Below are 17,848 nucleotides of genomic sequence, written 5' to 3'. Positions count from 1 at the left end.
ACAGTTGAACGCATCAACCAGCTTCGGCCCGGCTGCGCGCCTGCCCCGATCCTTATGCACCAAACATGCGAGTGACCCAGTTCACAGGTCCTCCGTCCCTCACCCCCGTCACCTGCGGCATGATGCGTGGCGTGACCGGACGACTGATGCTTCTCGACACCGCCTCCCTCTACTTCCGTGCCTACTTCGGCGTGCCGGACTCGGTGCGGGCGCCCGACGGCACACCGGTGAACGCCGTGCGCGGGCTGCTGGAATTCATCGACCGCCTGGTGAAGGACCACCGGCCCGAGCACCTGGTGGCCTGCATGGACGCCGACTGGCGACCGCACTGGCGGGTGGAGCTGATCCCCTCCTACAAGGCGCACCGGGTGGCCGAGGAACGCCTGGCGGGCCCCGACGAGGAGGAGGTGCCCGACACGCTGTCCCCGCAGGTCCCGGTCATCGAGGCCGTCCTCGACGCGCTCGGCATCGCCCGCGTGGGCGTGGCGGGGTACGAGGCGGACGACGTCATCGGCACCTACACCGCGCGGGCCACGGGCCCGGTGGACATCGTCACCGGCGACCGCGACCTCTACCAGCTCGTCGACGACGCCCGCGGCGTGCGCGTGCTCTACCCGGTCAAGGGCGTCGGCACGCTCAACCTCGTCGACGAGGCCGCGCTGCGCGAGAAGTACGGCGTCGACGGCGGCGGGTACGCCGATCTGGCGCTGCTGCGCGGCGACCCGAGCGACGGCCTGCCCGGTGTGCCCGGCATCGGCGAGAAGACCGCGGCGAAGCTGCTCGCCGAGTTCGGGGACCTGGCCGGGATCCGGGCCGCCGTCGCCGACCCGAAGGCGAAGCTCACCCCCACGCAGCGCAAGCGGCTGACCGAGGCCGGGCCGTATCTCGCGGTGGCTCCGAAGGTCGTCCGGGTGGCGGACGACGTGCCGCTGCCGGACACCGGCACGGCGCTGCCGCACGGCCCCCGCGACGCCGAGGCGCTGGAGGCGCTGGCGGCCCGCTGGGGGCTCGGCGGGTCGCTGCGGCGGCTGCTGGCCACGCTCGCCGCCTGAGCGGCGGCACGCGGCTCCCGTTTCCCTGAGCGGCATGCGGCGGCGGGATGCTAGCTTAGGTATACCTAACTCTGGGAACCGCACGCAGGGAGCAGGGAGGCCGTCATGGCAGACCGTCCGGCACGCAAGCCGCGCACGCCGCACACCGCGCAGGTCGTCCGCACCGAGCGGCTGACCCCGCACATGCAGCGCGTGGTGCTCGGCGGTGAGGGACTCTCCGCGTTCGCGGCGGACACCTGCACCGACCACTATGTGAAGCTGCTCTTCCCCTCCGGGGGCGCGACCTATCCGGAGCCCTTCGACATGGAGCGGATCCGCGAGGAGTTCCCCCGCGAGCAGTGGCCGGTGACCCGGACGTACACCGTGCGCCACTGGGACGCCGAGCACCGCGAGATGACGCTGGACTTCGTCATCCACGGCGACGAGGGGCTGGCCGGGCCCTGGGCGAAGCGGGTGCGTCCCGGCGAAACGATCCACTTCATGGGCCCCGGCGGCGCCTACGCCCCCGACCCCGCCGCCGACTGGCACCTGCTCGCCGGGGACGAGAGCGCGCTGCCCGCGATCGCGCGCTCCCTGGAGGCGCTGTCCGACGGCACCCGCGCGTTCGCCTTCGTCGAGGTCGACGGACCCGAGGAGGAGCAGAAGATCGACTCCGACGTGGAGGTCGTCTGGCTGCACCGGGCCGGCCGCCCGGTCGGGCAGGCCCTGGTCGAGGCCGTGCGCGCGCTGGAGTTCCCCGAGGGCCGGGTGCACGCGTTCGTCCACGGCGAGGCGGCCTGCGTGAAGGAACTCCGCCGGTACCTGCGGCTGGAGCGCGAGATCCCCCGCGAGGACCTGTCCATCTCGGGGTACTGGCGACTGGGCCACAACGAGGACGGCTGGCAGGCCTCCAAGCGCGAGTGGAACGCCCGCATCGAGGCCGAGCAGGAGGGCACGGCGGCGGCGTAACGGCTCCGCCGGCCCACGGGCCGCCCCCGCTTCCTCGGCCAGTCCGCGCGCACACCCCACGCGACCACACACCCCGGCGCCCCGTCACCCCGGCGCCAGCGTGCCGCGCGCCCGCTCCGGCCCGTGCCGTGCCACCGACCCGCGAGCAGCGGGGCATCGCACCGGCCCCGGCGGCCGCCGCGGCGAAGCCCCCACCGGTAACCGCCCCGCCCGCCGGGTGCGTCGCACCCCGCGCCGACGCGGCGCCACGCACCGGACACCGCACGCCGCCCCGGCCGCACCCACCCCCGCACGCGCCCTCGCCCAGCGATCACGCACGACGGACACCACAGCCCCCAGCGGGCCCGACCGGCCCCCGGCGCACTCCAGCACTCCCGAAACGGCAACCAACGGGTCAGTCGGCCCCCGGGCGCCCCGCGGGCCCGCGCGAACCGACCCCGCCCAGCAATGCCCCCCACCGGGCCCCGGCCACGCGCCCCTCAGTCGCCGCGTACGCGCGCGTGCAGGTGCATGTCGTGCCAGCCGTCGGCGTGGAGGAGGGCGCTGCGCTTGGTGCCCTCCAGGGCGAAGCCGGTCTTGTGCGCGACGCGGCACGAGGCCTCGTTGGCCACGGCGTGGGAGAGTTCCAGGCGCTGGAAGCCGATCTCGTCCAGGGCCCAGTGGGCGAGGGTGCGGGTGCCCCGCGCGGCGACGCCCCGGCCGCGAGCGTCCGCCGTCGTCCAGTACGCGACCTCGGCCACCCCGTCGCCGAGCACCATCTCCCGCAGCGCGACCCGGCCGAGCAACCGGTCGTCCGCCGCGTCGGCGACCGCCCACTGGACGCCGCGCTCCCCTTCCCAGGCGCGCTGCCACTCGGTGATCCAGCCCCGCACCTCCTCCTCGGAGTCGGCGGCGCGGACGTGCCACCGGCGCAGCACCGGGTCCTGGAAGGCCGCGTGCACGGCGGGTGCGTCCTCGGAGCGCCAGGGGCGCAGCACCAACCCGTCGCCGGTGGGGAGCGTGGGCTGCGGGGTGCGGGAGAGGGTACCGGCGGCAAGGACCGGGCGGGTCAGATAGGGCATGGACGGCATCCTGCCAAGGGCGGCGACGGGCCGCCCGGCGTTTTTCCGGGGCGGTCCCCCTGCCTCGGCCCACCGCCGCGGGTCACCGCCTCGTACGCTGGCAGGTGATGAGACGCCGTACCCCTCCCCCGCCCTCGCCCCTGCCGCAGCGCGACGGCATCGACGCCGTGCGGGTACGGCTGCCCGCGGACGGGCCGTGGTCCACGGTGCGGGAGCACCTGACCGAGCGGCTGTCCGGCGCGGGCGCCGGGGTGGTCGACGGCATGTTCGACGCCGGGCTGTTCGTCGGGGCGGACGGGCACCCCGTGGCGGGCGACGCGCCGTACCGGCCGGGCATGTTCGTGTGGTTCCACCGTGAGCTGCCCGCCGAGGCGCCGGTGCCCTTCCCGCTGGAGGTCGTCTACCGCGACGAGCACATCGTCGTCGTGGACAAGCCGCACTTCCTGGCCACCACCCCGCGCGGCGGCCATGTCACGCAGACCGCGCTGGCACGGCTGCGCCGGGAGCTGGGCATCCCGGCCCTCGGCGCCGCACACCGACTGGACCGGCTCACGGCGGGGCTGGTCCTGTTCACCGTACGCCCGGAGGAACGGGGCGCGTATCAGGGCCTGTTCGCCGAACGGCGGGTGCGCAAGGAGTACGAGGCCGTCGCCCCGTACGACGCGGCGCTCGCCCTGCCCCGGACGGTCCGCAGCCGGATCCTCAAGGAGCGCGGGGTGCTCGCCGCCCGCGAGGTCGACGGCGAGCCGAACGCCGTGACCCGCGTGGAACTGCTCGCCCACCGGCCCGAAAGCGGGCTCGGACGCTACCGCCTGCTTCCCGCGACGGGTCAGACGCACCAGCTGCGCGTGCACATGAACGCGCTGGGCGTGCCGATCCTCGGCGACCCCCTCTACCCCGAGGTGGCCGCCCCCGTCCCGGCCGGTGACTTCCGGCGCCCGCTGCAACTGCTCGCGCGGGAGCTGGGGTTCACCGATCCGGTCACGGGGCGCGAGCACCGCTTCCGCAGCGGTCGAGCCCTCGGCGCCTGGACGGCGTACGAGGACTGGGCCGCGTAGGCGGACGGGACGGCCGGCCGTCAGTAGCCGCGCCACCAGCGCAGGAAGCGCTGCCAGGCACCGCGGGGCGGCGGCTGCTGCGCTGCCGGCGCCCGTGGGGGCTCGGCGGCCGTCACCGACACGGGCTGCGAAGGCCCGGACGGCGACGGCGGCTGCGTCCGCTCTTCCGGCTTCGGGAGGCCGACGTGCCAGGGAGCACGCCGTTCCGGGGCCGGGGCGTGGCTCGGCTGCTGCATGACGTCCTGCTGTGCCCTGGGCTCGAACCGCACCGGCAGTTCCACCAGGTGCCGCGAGGCGATCGACGACCGCCACCGCAGCTCGTCCTCGTCGCAGTCGAGCTGGACGTCGGGCAGCCGCATCAGCAGCGCGTCGATGCCGGCGTCGGCGATGGCCCGCCCGATGTCCTGCCCGGGGCACTCGTGCGGGCCGCCCCCGAAGGCGAGGTGGGCGCGGTTGCCCATCATGCTCGCGTCCAGGTCGGGACGGATGCGCGGGTCGACGTTGCCCGGGGCGATGCCGAGCAGCAGGCCGTCACCGGCGCGGATGCGCTGGCCGCCGAGTTCCGTCTCCTGCTTGGCGAAGTAGGCGAAGACGGTGCTGAACGGCGGCTCGTCCCACAGGGACTGCTCGACCGCCTGGGGCACCGTCATCTGGCCGCCGCTGAGCTGGGCGCGGAAGCCGGGGTCGGTGAGCACCACGCGCAGCACGTTGGCGATCAGGTTGACGGTCGCCTCGTAGGCGGCCAGCAGGACCACCCGCAGGTGCTCGCGGACCTCGTCGTCGGTGAGCCCGGCCGGGTGGGTGACGAGCCGGCCGGCGATGTCGTCGGCCGGTTCGGCGAGGCGGGCGGCGGTGAGCCGGCCGAGGGCCTCCATGACGTAGGCGTGGCTGGCGATCGCCGTGTCGGTGCCCTTGAGGGTGTCGCGGGCCGCCTCCACCAGCCGGTCGTTGTACTCCTCGGGCATGCCGAGCAGATGGCACATCACGCCCATCGGCAGGTGCTCGGCGAACTGGCCGACGAGGTCGGCGCGGCCCTCCTCGCAGAAGCGGTTGACGATGCGCTGGGTGTAGCGCTTGATGTGCCGGCGCAGCTCGCGGTAGTCGAGGTCGGACATGGCGCTGGTGACCGCGCCGCGCAGCCGCTTGTGTTCGTCGCCCTCGGCGTGGGAGCAGATGGGCTGCCAGGCGATGTGCGGCATCAGCGGGTGGTCGGGCTTGACCATGCCCTCGTTGAGCGGGGTCCAGATCCGGCTGTCGCGGCAGAACTGGGAGGGGGTGCTGACCATGTGCAGGTTCTCGGCGTGCCCGAGGACCACCCACATCGGTACGTCGTCGTGGAGCAGCGCGGGCGCCACCGGCCCGTGCTGCTCGCGCAGTTTCTCGTACAGCTCCTCCAGGTCCTCCGCCTCGTGCAGCCGGTGCAGTCCGCCCGGCCCGAGGCCGTGCGCGGGGCAGCCGGGCGGTGGTTCGAGCAGGGGTTCGCCCGTTCCGGTCGGGGAATGGCGTTCAGGCGTCACAGTCTCGCTCCGCAACAAAAGATGTGGTCACGTCAAAGGGGGGAGGGCGGGCTCGCGGGTCAGGTGAGCGCGCCCTTCATGGCGAGGGAGTGCAGGAAGCGCATGAGGGTCATCAGGACGTCCCGGCTGGAGGCCCGGCGCCGCACGTCGCAGTCGAGGATGGGGATCTCCTCGGGCAGGTCGAGCGCGGTGCGCAGCTCCGTGACCGGGTAACGGGGCGCGTCGGGGAAGGTGTTGACGGCGACGACGAAGGGGACGCCGCGCTCCTCCAGGCGGCCCATCACGTCGAAGCTGACCTCCAGGCGCCGCGTGTCGACCAGGACGACCGCGCCGAGGGCGCCCTCGAACAGGCCGTTCCACAGGAACCAGAAGCGCTCCTGGCCGGGCGTGCCGAACAGGTACAGCACCAGTTCGTCGGTGATGCTGATGCGGCCGAAGTCCATGGCGACGGTGGTGGCGGTCTTGGAGGCCGACCCGTAGTTGTCGTCGACTCCGATGCCGGCCTGGGTCATCGTCTCCTCGGTGGTCAGCGGTCTGATCTCGCTGACCGAGCCGACCATGGTGGTCTTGCCGACCCCGAAGCCGCCCACGATGACGATTTTCACGGCGGCCTCGGCCGTGTGCGGCAGCCGGTCCTCGGTCCGTGGGCCCGGGATCGTGTCAGAGCTTTTGAAGTCCATGCATCACCGCTTCGAGGAGGTTTCGGTCGGCGACCTTCTGGCGGACGATCGGCGCGCGGGCCTGCACCAGTTCCGACGCCAGCAGGTCGGTGAGCAGCACGGTCACCACACTGAACGGCAGGCTCAGGTAGGCCGAGAGCTCGGCCACGGACAGGGGGGCGGCGCACAGCCGCAGCAGGGCGGCCTGTTCCGGCGTGGCGGAGACCGGGGGGTCGGCGCGGGCCACGATCAGGGTGACGAGGTCGATGTCGGCGCGTTCGCCGCCCCCCTCCCCGCCGATGACGAAGAGCCGCTCGGGGTTGCGGGCCTCGCCCTCCTTGGCGGGCGCGCCGGGAGGGGACGGCGCGGCGGGCCGGTCCGGCCCGGGGGATCGCCTCTGGCGCCTGGGAGGAGTCATACGGTCTGCCCGTTGCGCCGTGCGGGACTGGTCAGATGGGGGCCGATCCGGGCGACCAGGTCGGCCATGCTCAGGCCCATCCGGCCGGGTTCGCAGCGGACGTCGGAGAGCACGGCGAGATAGGCGTTGGGGCCGGCGGCCATCAGGTAGAAGTAGCCGCCGTTCATCTCGATGAGCACCATCTTCATGTCGCCGTCGCTGGTGGGGATCTCCTGGCTGACGGCGCTCGCCAGGCTCTGCAGGCCCGCGCAGGCGGCGGCGACCCGGTCGGCGGCGTCCGGGTCCCCGGAGTAGCGGGCGATGCGCAGGCCGTCGGCGGAGAGCACCACGATCATCTCGATGCCCGGGACGCCGTCGTAGAGGTCCCGGAGCATCCAGTCGAACTTGCCTTGCTGCTCGATCACTTGAGGTTCCCCTCGTCGTCTGCCGGGGCGTGGGCCGGCTCACTGCTGCTGGACTGCTGGTGGGCCTGGGCGCTGCCCGGGTGCTGCTTGAGCCCCTCCCAGAAAGCGCCGATGAAGTGGCCCGGCGGGAGGCCGCCCTGGTCCTTGTCCTCCGCGGACTCCGGCGCGGTGGGCGCCGGGATGCCCCTGCGGGCGCGCTCGGCGGCCTGGCGGGCCTCGCGTTCGGCGTCCTCGCGCTCCCATGCCGCCTGCTCGGCGAGGCGCTGGCTGAGCGGCATCTTGACCCGGCTGCGGCGCTGCGGGAGTCCGCCGGCCGTCCACTCGGTCACCTCGGGGACGTCGTCCTCCAGGGAGACCGTGGCGGGGATCCGCGGGCTGGTGGGGCGGCGCTTCTTGGGCTTGCGCTCCGGGCCGGGCAGGGCGTCGGGGCCGGGGGTGGGGATCGAGGTGGCTCCGATGCCGTGGGCGAGGCCGACGCCCGGTTCGGTGGTCATCATCTTGCTGGGCACGATGAGGATGGCGCGGACACCGCCGTACGCGGAGGCGCGCAGCGAGACGTCCATGCCGAACTGGGTGCACAGCCGGCCGACCACGGACAGGCCCAGGCGCGGATGGTGGGCGAGGTCCTGCACGTCGGTGCCGCGCTTGGCCTGTTCGAGCAGGCCCTCGATGCGGGCGCGGGACTCCTCGCTGAGGCTGACGCCGGCGTCCTCGATCTCGATGCACACACCGCTCTGCACCTCGGTCGCGGTGACGTGCACCTTGGCCGCGGGCGGCGAGTAGCGGGTGGCGTTGTCGAGGAGTTCGGCCGCGGCGTGGATGACCGGCTCGACGGCGGTGCCCTTGATGTTGACCTTGGCGATGGAGGCCAGATTGATCCGGCGGTATTCCAGGATCCGGGACATCGCGCCGCGCAGCACGCTGTACAGGGCGACCGGCTCGGGCCACTGGCGACCGGGCCGGCCGCCGCCGATCACGGAGATGGAGTCGGCGAGGCGGCCGATCAGCGAGGTGCCGTGGTCGATGCGCAGGAGGTCGTCGAAGACCTCGGGGTTGCGCCCGTGGTCCTCCTCCATCTCGCGGAGTTCCTTCTGCTGCTGGTGGACGATCGCCTGGACACGGCGGGCGATGTCGACGAAGGAGCGCTCGGCGGACTCGCGCATGGCGTCCTCGTGGTCGACGATCTCGCAGACCATGCGGACCAGCTTGCGCTGGGGCTCGCCGAGTTCGGCGTAGCTGGGGTCCACCTCGCCGAGCCGGTTCATGATCTCGCGGGGCGTGGCGCCCCGGCGCATGTGCCGCAGGACGTTCGGGATGACGTCGGCGCCGAGGCGGACCATCTCCTCGTGGTGGCTCGCGGCCCGGTGGTCCAGATACGCGGTGTGACGGGCGTGCTCGGCGCGCAGGGCCCTCAGCGTTCGGCCGCGGCGCACCGCTTCGGCGCCCGCGACGATCACCAGGACGGTGGCGAGGGCACCGCACAGGCCGACGGCGAGCCGGGCCGGTTCCGTCACGAGGGCGACGGCGGCCCCGGTGGCCGCGGCCATCAGTATGGCCGGCAGCAACAGTGTTCGCGCGTAGGGAAGTTCACGGCGACCTGGAGGGGAATCAACACTCACCATGTAGGCCCTCTGAAAACGAATCGGCTGGGATGGGGGAGCTTGCGGCGGGGTATGTCTGGGAGTTGTCGGGATCTTCGGCGCATTGGGAACAAGCGCGCGAATACACCTCAACTCGGTGCGCTGCGGGCGAGCTTAGTCCGGGGGGATCATCGCCGTGTCATATTCGGCAACCGCCTGAAACGGGCGCGGGGACTGGAGTAGGGTCGGACCCATTTGCACACCGAGGAGTCGTTCGAACACATGGAGTAATGCCCCCTGTGCACTCCAACCTCACTCACTGTGATGGGGGGGAAGAGGCACCGCGGCCGGTGGAACGCGCGAAGGCCCGGCGGTATCGCCGGGCCTTCGCTGGGGTGGGGGTCAGCCCACGGACGAGTAGGCGACCACCCCGCGCAGCAGTTCGTCGACCGCCTTGCGCGCGTTCTTCGGCACGGTGGATCCCGAGCCGGGCGCGGCGGCCGAGATCTGGCCGAGGACGTCGATGACCTGCTTGCACCAGCGCACGAAGTCGCCGGCCGGCATCTCGACCTCGCGCAGCACCTCGTCGAGGCCCTTGCCGGAGGCCCACATGTACGCCGCCCAGGCGAAGCCCAGATCGGGCTCGCGCTGGCCGACCCCCTCGGTCTGGCTGATCCGGAAGTCCTCCTCCAGGGCGTCGAGGCGTCCCCAGATGCGGACCGTCTCACCGAGCGCGGCCTTCGCCCTGCCCGAGGGCACCTTCGGCGCCGTCGCGTCGTCGGCGGCCCGCGACTCGAAGACCAGCGCCGAGACACAGGCGGCCAGCTCGGCCGGGGACAGCCCCTCCCACACGCCCTCGCGCAGGCACTCGCTGGCGAGCAGGTCCAGCTCGCCGTAGAGCCGGGCCAGGCGCTTGCCGTGCTCGGTGACCTCGTCGCCGCGCAGGTAGTCCAGCTCGGTCAGCAGCGCGACGATCCGGTCGAAGGTGCGGGCGATGGTGTTCGTCCGGCCCTCGATCCTGCGCTCCAGCTGCGAGGTGTCGCGCATCAGCCGGTGGTAGCGCTCGGCCCAGCGGGCGTGGTCCTCGCGGTCGTCGCAGCCGTGGCAGGGGTGGGCGCGGATCGCCTTGCGCAGCCGGGCGATCTCCCGGTCGTCGGCGGCCTGGGCACGCTTCTTGCGGGCCCGCTCCGGAGGGATGTGCCCGGCCTTGGTGCGCAGCGCGGAGGCCAGGTCGCGCCGGGACTGCGGCGAGCGCGGGTTGAAGGCCTTGGGGATCCGCATGCGGTCCAGCGCCTCGACGGGCACCGGGAAGTCGATCGACGCCAGCCGCTTGACCTGCCGCTCCGCCGTCAGCACCAGGGGGCGAGGCCCGTCGTGGTGGTCGAAGCCGCGGTGCCCGTTGGACCGCCCGGCGGGCAGCCCGGGGTCGAGGACCAGGGCGAGGCCCGCGTACTTGCCCGTGGGCACGTGGATGACGTCGCCCGGCTTCAGCTTCTCCAGCGCCACGGCGGCCTCGGCACGCCGCTGGCTGGCGCCCTGCCGGGCCAGCTCCTGCTCCCGGTCCTTCAGCTCGCGGCGCAGCCGGGCGTACTCGTCGAAGTCGCCGAGGTGGCAGGTCATGGAAGCCTTGTAGCCCTCCAGCCCCTCCTCGTTGCGCTGCACCTGGCGGGAGATGCCGACGACCGACTTGTCCGCCTGGAACTGCGCGAAGGACGTCTCCAGCAGCTCCCGCGAGCGGTGCCGGCCGAACTGCTCCACCAGGTTGACCGCCATGTTGTACGACGGCTTGAAGCTGGAGCGCAGCGGGTACGTGCGGGTGCCGGCCAGTCCGGCGAGGTGCTCGGGGTTCATCGCGCGCTGCCACAGCACCACGGCGTGGCCCTCGACGTCGATGCCGCGCCGCCCGGCCCGGCCGGTGAGCTGGGTGAACTCGCCGGGGGTGATGTCGGCGTGCTGCTCGCCGTTCCACTTGACGAGCTTCTCCAGCACGACCGAGCGGGCGGGCATGTTGATGCCGAGGGCGAGAGTCTCGGTGGCGAAGACGGCCTTCACGAGACCGCGGACGAACAGCTCCTCGACGACCTCCTTGAAGGTGGGCAGCATGCCCGCGTGGTGGGCGGCGATGCCGCGCTCCAGCCCTTCCAGCCACTCGTAGTAGCCGAGGACGTGCAGGTCCTCGCGGGGGATGGACGCGGTGCGCTCCTCGACCAGGGCCCGCACCTGCTCCCGGGCGTCCTCGTCGTTGAGCCTGAGGCCCGCGAACAGGCACTGCTGGACGGCGGCCTCGCAGCCGGCCCGGCTGAAGATGAAGGTGATCGCGGGCAGCAGCCCCTCGGAGTCCAGCCGCTCGATGACCTCGGGCCGGCTGGGCGTCCACACCCGCGAGCGCGCTCTGCGCTCCCGCTCCCGGTCGGCCTCCTTCATGGCCCGGCCGCGCCTGCGGTCCTGGTAGGACGGGCGGCTCGCCTCCAGGCGCGCCATCCGGGTGAGGTCGGGGTTGACGGCCTTCTTGTGGCCCTCGGCCTCCTCGAACAGGTCGTACATCCGGCGCCCGGCCAGCACGTGCTGGAACAGCGGCACGGGCCGGTGCTCGGAGACGATCACCTGGGTGTCGCCGCGCACGGTGTCGAGCCAGTCGCCGAACTCCTCCGCGTTCGACACGGTCGCCGAGAGTGACACGAGGGTCACGGACTCGGGGAGGTGGATGATCACTTCCTCCCACACGGCGCCGCGGAACCGGTCGGAGAGGTAGTGCACCTCGTCCATGACCACGTGCCCCAGGCCGACGAGGGTCCGCGAGCCCGCGTACAGCATGTTCCGCAGGACCTCGGTGGTCATCACGACCACCGGGGCGTCCGAGTTCACGCTGTTGTCGCCGGTGAGCAGGCCCACCTTGTCGGTGCCGTAGCGGCGGCACAGGTCGGCGTACTTCTGGTTCGACAGGGCCTTGATGGGGGTCGTGTAGAAGCACTTCCTGCCCTGCTGGAGGGCGAGGTGGACGGCGAACTCGCCGACGATCGTCTTGCCGGAGCCGGTGGGCGCCGCCACCAGCACGCCCTTGCCCGCTTCGAGCGCCTGACAGGCCTCGATCTGGAAGGGGTCGAGGCCGAAGTCGTACATCTCGCGGAAGGTGGCGAGCGCGGTGGCCTGCTCGACAGCGCGCTGACGGGCTGCCGCGTACCGCTCGGCCGGTGAGAGATCCTCTGTCATCGTGCTTTCGAGCGTACCGGCCCGCACTGACAACCGGACGATCATTATCGGGATCGGCCGTGCGGGAGCTCCGTGGGGGCGGCGACGCCTGCCGTCACCGCCCCGGCGGTCTCTCAGGTCACGTCGTCGTAGCCGTTGACCCGGTCCTTCGTGGCCTGCTCGGGCAGGGCACGGGCGGTGGTCACGGGCTCGACCTCGCCGATGTCCTCGGGGGTGAGGTCCAGGTCGGAGGCCTCGTCGTCGTCCGGCTCCAGGGCCTCGCGACGGGTCTTGCGGCGGTCGTTCACCAGGGAGAAGACGACCGCGGCGAAGTACAGGACCCAGATCGGTCCGGCCAGCAGGAGCATGGTCAGCGGGTCGGTGCTGGGCGTGGCGATGGCCGCGAACAGCGTGATGCCCAGGATCATCCCGCGCCACCAGCCGAGCATCCGCTTGCCCGTCAGTATGCCGGTGAGGTTGAGCATGACCAGGAGCAGGGGCAACTCGAAGGAGAGCCCGAAGACGAGCACCAGGCGGGTGACGAGGTCGAGCAGCTCGTCCAGCGGCAACAGGTTGTCGACGTCGCTCGGGGTGAAGTCGATGAGCACCTTCGCCGAGGTGGGCAGCACCGCGTAGGCGAAGTAGGCGCCGATGAGGAACAGCGGAGCGCCGGTGGCGACGAACGCGTAGGCGTACTTCTTCTCGTTCTTGTGCAGACCCGGGGCGACGAACGCCCACAGCTGGTAGAGCCAGACCGGCGAGGCCAGCACGACACCCGCGGTCAGGGAGACCTTCAGAGCCAGGGTGAAGGGGCCGAGCAGACCGTTGATGGTGATCTGCGCGCACGGCTCCGAGCCGGCCGTCGCCTTGGCCAGCTCGCCGAACGACTTCTCACAGCCGACCGACTCGAGGATCGGCTCGGTGAGGAAGTTGATGATCTCCTGATAGAAGAAGGCGGCGACCACCGTGACGACGACGATGGCCAGCAGCGCCTTCGCGAGCCGGTTGCGAAGCTCACGAAGGTGCTCCGCGAGCGGCATCCGCCCCTCGGGATCCTTCTCCTTGTTGCGGGCAGACTTCAGCAACCCACGTTCCCATCTCGTGCGGCGGGCCGGAGGTCACCGGCCCTGCGTCAGCGCTTGGTCGTGTCCGTCGGCTCGGTGACCGGCCGGGAGCTGGTCACGTCGCCGGGGGCGGCCTGGATGGTGCGCTGCGCCGCGGACTGCTCCGGGGTGGGCGGGTCGGCGGGGGCGGCGTCGTCGGACTTGCCCTCGCTCTTCATCGCCTTGGCCTCGCTCTTGAGGATGCGCGCGGACTTTCCGAGCGACCGCGCCATGTCCGGAAGCTTCTTCGCGCCGAACAGCAGGATGATGACGACGAGGATGAGAATGATCTCGGGGGCTCCGAGCCTTCCGAACATAAGTCTTTACCTTCTCACCGAGGCGGCTGGGTGGGGGTGCTGTCCGACCGGCCGGACATATGTCCGATCGATCGTCTTGTGCAGCGATCGTAACGCTCAGGGGTAAACGTGAGGCAATCCCCGTGCGTACTCCCGTCCGCGACCGGGCCTCGTTTTCCTGGCCGCGACCAGCAGCGTACCGCCCGGGGACGGTGATATGACAGGGCGAAGTGCCCCAAAACGTAACGGACACCGGTCCGTCGGGGCACCGGCGTCACCGCGCGGCCGGATGCGGCCCGTTCACAAGGCGTCCACGGCACGTGCGGCATTCTCGGTCGCGCGCTCCAGGTCCTCCGCGGCCCGGCTGATCCGGCGGGCGGAGTCCGTCACCTGCCGGCCGAGGCGCTCGGCCTCGACGAACACCTTCACGGCGAACACCGCGAGGACGGCAAGACCCAGGAAACCCACGGCAACCGCGAACATCGGCCAGAACATGACGTCGAGACTAGACCGTCGAGTGCAGCCGAAGGGTCCTGACCCCGCCGCCGGTGAGCAGCTCCACGACCCGCTCCCCCGCCGGCTTGCGCACGGCCGCCCCGCACTCGGGGCAGGTGAACGAGTAGAAGGTGGTACGGCTCGTGGCGCCGATGGCCAGGCGCAGGGCGCTCGCGGCGAGTTCGAAACGGCCCCGGCAGTCCGGGCAGCCCGCCTTGAAGACGACGGGTGACACACGTCTCATCCCGGCGAACGCGGTCGCCGCGGTCATGCCCGGCCCGGACGTCCCCGACGACCCGGACGTCCCCGACGGTCCCAGGGGGTCGCTCACAGTGCTCGCTCCTGCCTGTCGTGCTGCCCGTCGACCACTTCGTCGTACGCGGCCAGCGCCTCGCGGGCGGCCCGCCGGGCGCTGTCGGCGAGCCCGGAGGGGGAGACGATCCGGCCGTCGCGCCCCAGCCGCAGCGCCAGCCGCCGCAGGGAGGCGGGGTCGGGGGTGCGCAGGGTGATGCGCAGACCGCCGTCGGGAAGTTCGTCCGCGCTGTCGTGCGGGTAGTACTCGGCGACCCAGCGTCCGCCGGGGCCGACCTCCACGACCACCTCGGGATCCTCCGCGGCGGGCTGCACCAGCCCCTCCGACAGGTCCCGCAGCTCCACCTCCGGCGGTGCGGAGGGCTCGTCCAGGATGCGGATCTCGGCGACCCGGTCGAGCCGGAAGGTGCGCCGGGCCTCGGAGCGGCGGCACCACGCCTCCACGTAGGTGTGCCCGACGCTGACCAGCCGGATGGGGTCGATCTCGCGCTCGGTGAGCTCGTCGCGGGCCGGCGAGTAGTAGCGGATCCACAGCCGGCGGCGCTCCGAGATGGCCCGGTCGACGTCGGCGAAGACACCGCCTTCGGACTCGAAGGTGACGGACAGGCGCGAGCTGGCCCCGGCGGCCTCACCGGCCGAGGTCTCCACCTTCGCGGTCGCCCGCAGCAGCGCCTGCCGGTCGCTCTCGCGCAGCCCCGGCAGGGTCGCCACCGCCCGGGCGGCGACCAGCAGCGCGGTGGCCTCGTCGGCGGCCAGCCGCAGCGGCTCGGCGGCGTCCGCGCCCAGAGCGGCCGGGTTGTGCCACCAGATGCGCTCGCCGTCGGTGTCGATGTCGAGCAGATCGCCGCCCCGGAAGCTGGTCCCGCACATCGGGAGCACGTCCAGGTCGGAGACCAACTCGTCCTCGGTGATGCCGAAGGCACGCGCGACGTCCTCGATCCGGGCCCCGGGGCGCTCACGCAGATACGTCACCAGGGACAGCATCCGCCGGGTCTGGTCGATGGCGTTCACGGGCCTGACCGGTTTGCCTGCCACAGTGTTGTCCGCTCCCCCTCAGCCCTTGGCCACGGCACGCAGCCGGTCCACCACGTCCGCGCGCAACTCCGCGGGCTCCAGCACCACCACGTCCGGCCCGAACTCCACCAGCCAGGCGTCCAGGCCGTGCCCGTACGGAATCTCCAACTCGTCCCAGCCGTCACCGAGTTCCCGCACCCCGGTGGCCTTCGCCCGCAGGGGGTAGCCCGCGCCCGTGCGCAGCCGGATCAGCGCGGAACGGTCGGCGCTCTCCCCCGCCCAGCTCGCGACCGTCTCCCGGACGGTGACGACGTCGGGCACCGGTGCGGTGAAGCGCGAGCCGCGCGCACGCACCTTCCCCGAGATCCGCGACAGCCGGAACACCCGCTCGGCACCCCGGTCGCGGTCGAAGCCCGCCAGGTACCAGTGGCCGCGCCAGCACTCCAGCGCCCACGGCTCCACGTGCCGGGGCTCGGGCTGGGCGGCGTTCGCCTTGCGGTAGTCGAAGAGGACCGGCCGGCGGTCGCGGCAGGCCAGCATCAGCGGCTCGAAGGCCGCCTCGTGCACCGGGATGCGAGGCTCCAGCGCGCTGTGCGCCTCGTACGGGTCGACGTCCTCGGGCAGCCCTGCCGCCCGCAACTTCTGCAAGGCGCCGCTCGCGGCACCGGCGAGCCGGGCCTGCTGCCACACCTTCGCTGCCAGACCGAGGGCGGCGGCCTCCTCGGCGTCCAGGGTGATGGGCGGCAGCCGGTTGCTGTCCCGTCGGGCCAGGTAGCCGATCTCGCCGTCCAGGCTCTCCACGGTCTCGATGACCAGACCGAGTTCGCGCAGATCGTCCTTGTCGCGCTCGAACATGCGGTTGAAGGAGTCGTCGGAACCCGCCTCGAGATAGGCCTCGACCGACTCGCGCAGCTCACGCTTGCTGAGTGGCCGCCGCGTCCCGAGCAGACACAGCGCCAGGTTCATCAGCCGCTCGGCCTTGGCAATGGCCATCGACGCCCTTCTCCCTATGGTGCTTACGACGGATGACCGTACCGCCCCGCGGTGGCGCGGCAAAAGCCGAGGGCCCACGCCCGGACAGGCATGGACCCCAGGTGACGGGCTTTGATCGCCGATCGCTCGTCCTTCGATCAGACGCCGAGCAGATCGACCACGAAGATCAGCGTCGAGCCGGGCGGGATCGCCGGGGTCGGGCTCTGGTCGCCGTACGCGAGGTGCGCCGGGATGGTCAGCTGGCGGCGGCCGCCGACCTTCATGCCCTGCACGCCCTGGTCCCAGCCCTTGATGACGCGGCCGCCACCGAGCGGGAAGCGGAACGGCGCACCGCGGTTCCAGCTGGCGTCGAACTCCTCGCCCGTGCTGAAGGTCACGCCCACGTAGTGGACGGTCACGGTCTGACCGGCCTCGGCAACCGGGCCGTCGCCCTCCCAGATGTCCTTGATCTCGAGGTCCGCCGGGGGCTCGCCGCCCGGGAAGTCGACCTCGGGCTTGTCGATGCTCACGTGTTCAGCTCCTGCTTGTCTGCGGAAAGGCAACGGCCCAAGTCTTACATCCCCGGGGTGTCACATCTTCGCGAGGATGTCCACGGAGAAGACCAGCGTGGAGTCCTTCTCGATGCCGCTGCCCTCCGGCGGGCTGTCGCCGTACCCCAGGTCCGGCGGGATGACGATGAGGACCCGGCTGCCGACCTTCCTGCCCGTCAGGCCCTGCGCCCAGCCTTTGACGACCTGCTGCAACGAGAACGACGTCAGCTGCTTCCTGGCGTACGTGGAGTCGAACTCCTTGCCGCCGTCCCACAACACGCCCTCGTACTGCACGAGCACGCTGTCCTGGGCCCCGACCTCGGCGCCGTCGCCCTCCAGCACGTACTGGGCGGCGAGCTTCTTCGGCGGGTCGGTCTTCGGCACCTCGATCGAGGGCGCCTTGCCGTCGGTGTTGGTGCCGACCTTCGGCAGGGCGGCGTCGTCCTGCGCGACCTTCTTGCCGTCGGCGCTGCTCTTCGCGTTGAAGGTGTCCTGGACGTCGACCACGAACACCAGCGTGTCGTCGCCCTTGATGCCCGCCTGCTCGTTGCCCTGCTTCCCGTACCCCCAGGTCGGCGGTACCGAGAACTGGACGCGGCTGCCGGTCTTCTTGCCGGTGAGCGCGTACCGCCAGCCGTCGATGATGCTGCCCTGGGCGAGCTGGATGACCAGGGGGGTCTTGCGGTCGTAGGAGTTGTCGAAGACCTTCGCGCTCTGCCAGACCTGGCCCAGGTAGTTCGCCGAGATGAAGTCGTTCTCCGCGACCGCCTTGCCGCCGCCCGCGATGACGGTCTTGACCGCGAGGTCCTTGGAGGGCTCGCCGCTGCCCTTGGCGACGGTCGGCTTCTCGTCGAACTTCGTCCCCGCCGTGATCGCCGGCAGCGGACCGTCCACGATCTTGGGCGGCGGTGCGGCCGACGTGGCCGACGCGTCGGGCGACGGGCTGTCACTCGCGTTGCTCGATGAGCCGGAGTCGTCACCGTCGCCGCAGGCGGCGAGCGTGACCAGTCCCGCGGGGACGGCGATGAGGAGTGAGCGTCGGCGCACGGTGGGGGCCTCGTATCGGTATCGGGTCGGTCCTGTTGGCTGGCGTGCGCGCAACTCTACGGCGTGAGAAGGGCACCGCACGGCTAACGTACGGTGCCCGTGTGGCGTTCCGCCCCTTCGCGCGGAGACGCTCCTCTCACCCGTCCGGTCCCTGGCCGCCCGGACCGGACCC

General features: G+C 72.0%; 18 protein-coding genes. 3 read left to right on the top strand and 15 right to left on the bottom strand.

Features of this window, described 5'->3' with window-relative positions:
• The first annotated feature begins 146 nt into the window (after positions 1–146).
• Both IE94_RS0130830 and IE94_RS0130825 read left to right on the top strand, forming a co-directional pair.
• A complete protein-coding gene (locus tag IE94_RS0130830) occupies positions 147–1,052 on the top strand; it encodes a 5'-3' exonuclease (RefSeq protein WP_030190831.1) in 906 nt (301 codons plus the stop codon).
• A gap of 105 nt (positions 1,053–1,157) precedes the next feature.
• Positions 1,158–2,000 carry a siderophore-interacting protein gene (locus IE94_RS0130825; protein ID WP_030190829.1) on the top strand — a complete coding sequence of 281 codons (843 nt, stop codon included), beginning with the start codon at positions 1,158–1,160 and terminating at the stop codon, positions 1,998–2,000.
• A 479-nt stretch (positions 2,001–2,479) separates the two neighbouring features.
• On the opposite strand, the gene IE94_RS0130820 is transcribed toward IE94_RS0130825, so the two are convergent.
• Positions 2,480–3,061 (bottom strand): GNAT family N-acetyltransferase, encoded by a 582-nt coding sequence (locus IE94_RS0130820; RefSeq protein WP_030190826.1) that lies wholly within the window; start codon positions 3,059–3,061, stop codon positions 2,480–2,482.
• A 107-nt stretch (positions 3,062–3,168) separates the two neighbouring features.
• Here IE94_RS0130820 and IE94_RS0130815 point away from each other — a divergent pair, with 107 nt between their 5' ends.
• The gene (locus IE94_RS0130815) at positions 3,169–4,119 is read left to right on the top strand and encodes an RluA family pseudouridine synthase (protein WP_030190823.1); all 951 of its coding nucleotides are present in this window, start codon (positions 3,169–3,171) and stop codon (positions 4,117–4,119) included.
• A gap of 20 nt (positions 4,120–4,139) precedes the next feature.
• Here the strand turns inward: IE94_RS0130815 and IE94_RS0130810 are convergent, their stop codons facing one another.
• From IE94_RS0130810 to IE94_RS0130745, 14 genes are all read right to left on the bottom strand, one after another.
• Complete coding sequence (locus IE94_RS0130810; protein ID WP_030190822.1) at positions 4,140–5,636, bottom strand: cytochrome P450; 1,497 nt, start codon at positions 5,634–5,636, stop codon at positions 4,140–4,142.
• 59 nt (positions 5,637–5,695) lie between these two features.
• Positions 5,696–6,316, bottom strand: coding sequence for a GTP-binding protein (locus IE94_RS0130805; protein ID WP_030190819.1), 621 nt, complete (start codon positions 6,314–6,316; stop codon positions 5,696–5,698).
• A complete protein-coding gene (locus IE94_RS0130800; protein WP_030190816.1) occupies positions 6,297–6,713 on the bottom strand; it encodes a DUF742 domain-containing protein in 417 nt (138 codons plus the stop codon). Before IE94_RS0130800 ends, IE94_RS0130805 begins: the two co-directional genes overlap by 20 nt.
• Positions 6,710–7,087 (bottom strand): roadblock/LC7 domain-containing protein, encoded by a 378-nt coding sequence (locus tag IE94_RS0130795; protein WP_167308645.1) that lies wholly within the window; start codon positions 7,085–7,087, stop codon positions 6,710–6,712. The genes IE94_RS0130800 and IE94_RS0130795 overlap by 4 nt, the downstream gene beginning before the upstream one ends.
• Positions 7,088–7,113: 26 nt before the next feature.
• Positions 7,114–8,739 carry a sensor histidine kinase gene (locus IE94_RS0130790; protein WP_030190813.1) on the bottom strand — a complete coding sequence of 542 codons (1,626 nt, stop codon included), beginning with the start codon at positions 8,737–8,739 and terminating at the stop codon, positions 7,114–7,116.
• A 360-nt stretch (positions 8,740–9,099) separates the two neighbouring features.
• Complete coding sequence (locus tag IE94_RS0130785; protein ID WP_030190811.1) at positions 9,100–11,952, bottom strand: DEAD/DEAH box helicase; 2,853 nt, start codon at positions 11,950–11,952, stop codon at positions 9,100–9,102.
• Positions 11,953–12,020: 68 nt separating this feature from the next.
• Positions 12,021–12,971 carry a twin-arginine translocase subunit TatC gene (gene tatC, locus IE94_RS0130780; protein ID WP_030190808.1) on the bottom strand — a complete coding sequence of 317 codons (951 nt, stop codon included), beginning with the start codon at positions 12,969–12,971 and terminating at the stop codon, positions 12,021–12,023.
• A 47-nt stretch (positions 12,972–13,018) separates the two neighbouring features.
• Positions 13,019–13,306 (bottom strand): Sec-independent protein translocase subunit TatA, encoded by a 288-nt coding sequence (gene tatA / locus IE94_RS0130775; protein ID WP_030190805.1) that lies wholly within the window; start codon positions 13,304–13,306, stop codon positions 13,019–13,021.
• Positions 13,307–13,585: 279 nt separating this feature from the next.
• Positions 13,586–13,780, bottom strand: a complete 195-nt coding sequence (locus tag IE94_RS0130770) for a hypothetical protein (protein WP_030190804.1) — start codon at positions 13,778–13,780, stop codon at positions 13,586–13,588.
• Between the two features lie 10 nt (positions 13,781–13,790).
• The gene (locus IE94_RS0130765; protein ID WP_030190800.1) at positions 13,791–14,051 is read right to left on the bottom strand and encodes a hypothetical protein; all 261 of its coding nucleotides are present in this window, start codon (positions 14,049–14,051) and stop codon (positions 13,791–13,793) included.
• A 56-nt stretch (positions 14,052–14,107) separates the two neighbouring features.
• The gene (locus IE94_RS0130760) at positions 14,108–15,127 is read right to left on the bottom strand and encodes a helix-turn-helix transcriptional regulator (RefSeq protein WP_063829751.1); all 1,020 of its coding nucleotides are present in this window, start codon (positions 15,125–15,127) and stop codon (positions 14,108–14,110) included.
• 18 nt (positions 15,128–15,145) lie between these two features.
• A complete protein-coding gene (locus IE94_RS0130755; RefSeq protein ID WP_030190794.1) occupies positions 15,146–16,099 on the bottom strand; it encodes a helix-turn-helix transcriptional regulator in 954 nt (317 codons plus the stop codon).
• Positions 16,100–16,236: 137 nt separating this feature from the next.
• Positions 16,237–16,608, bottom strand: coding sequence for an FKBP-type peptidyl-prolyl cis-trans isomerase (locus tag IE94_RS0130750; protein ID WP_030190791.1), 372 nt, complete (start codon positions 16,606–16,608; stop codon positions 16,237–16,239).
• Positions 16,609–16,668: 60 nt separating this feature from the next.
• Positions 16,669–17,676, bottom strand: a complete 1,008-nt coding sequence (locus IE94_RS0130745) for an FKBP-type peptidyl-prolyl cis-trans isomerase (protein WP_030190788.1) — start codon at positions 17,674–17,676, stop codon at positions 16,669–16,671.
• Positions 17,677–17,848: the final 172 nt, after the last annotated feature.

This window comes from Streptomyces violaceorubidus, from assembly GCF_000717995.1.
Classification (GTDB): domain Bacteria; phylum Actinomycetota; class Actinomycetes; order Streptomycetales; family Streptomycetaceae; genus Streptomyces; species Streptomyces violaceorubidus.
Note: the sequence above shows the minus strand (reverse complement) of the source record. Positions and strands in the feature narration are given on the sequence as shown.

Coding starts and splice junctions, on each gene's coding strand:
- IE94_RS0130830 (WP_030190831.1), top strand. CDS start 147: ATGCTTCTCGACACCGCCTCCCTCTACTTCCGTGCCTACTTCGGCGTG.
- IE94_RS0130825 (WP_030190829.1), top strand. CDS start 1,158: ATGGCAGACCGTCCGGCACGCAAGCCGCGCACGCCGCACACCGCGCAG.
- IE94_RS0130820 (WP_030190826.1), bottom strand. CDS start 3,061: ATGCCCTATCTGACCCGCCCGGTCCTTGCCGCCGGTACCCTCTCCCGC.
- IE94_RS0130815 (WP_030190823.1), top strand. CDS start 3,169: ATGAGACGCCGTACCCCTCCCCCGCCCTCGCCCCTGCCGCAGCGCGAC.
- IE94_RS0130805 (WP_030190819.1), bottom strand. CDS start 6,316: ATGGACTTCAAAAGCTCTGACACGATCCCGGGCCCACGGACCGAGGAC.
- IE94_RS0130800 (WP_030190816.1), bottom strand. CDS start 6,713: ATGACTCCTCCCAGGCGCCAGAGGCGATCCCCCGGGCCGGACCGGCCC.
- IE94_RS0130795 (WP_167308645.1), bottom strand. CDS start 7,087: ATGCTCCGGGACCTCTACGACGGCGTCCCGGGCATCGAGATGATCGTG.
- IE94_RS0130790 (WP_030190813.1), bottom strand. CDS start 8,739: ATGGTGAGTGTTGATTCCCCTCCAGGTCGCCGTGAACTTCCCTACGCG.
- IE94_RS0130785 (WP_030190811.1), bottom strand. CDS start 11,952: ATGATCGTCCGGTTGTCAGTGCGGGCCGGTACGCTCGAAAGCACGATG.
- tatA (WP_030190805.1), bottom strand. CDS start 13,306: ATGTTCGGAAGGCTCGGAGCCCCCGAGATCATTCTCATCCTCGTCGTC.
- IE94_RS0130770 (WP_030190804.1), bottom strand. CDS start 13,780: ATGTTCTGGCCGATGTTCGCGGTTGCCGTGGGTTTCCTGGGTCTTGCC.
- IE94_RS0130765 (WP_030190800.1), bottom strand. CDS start 14,051: ATGACCGCGGCGACCGCGTTCGCCGGGATGAGACGTGTGTCACCCGTC.
- IE94_RS0130755 (WP_030190794.1), bottom strand. CDS start 16,099: ATGGCCATTGCCAAGGCCGAGCGGCTGATGAACCTGGCGCTGTGTCTG.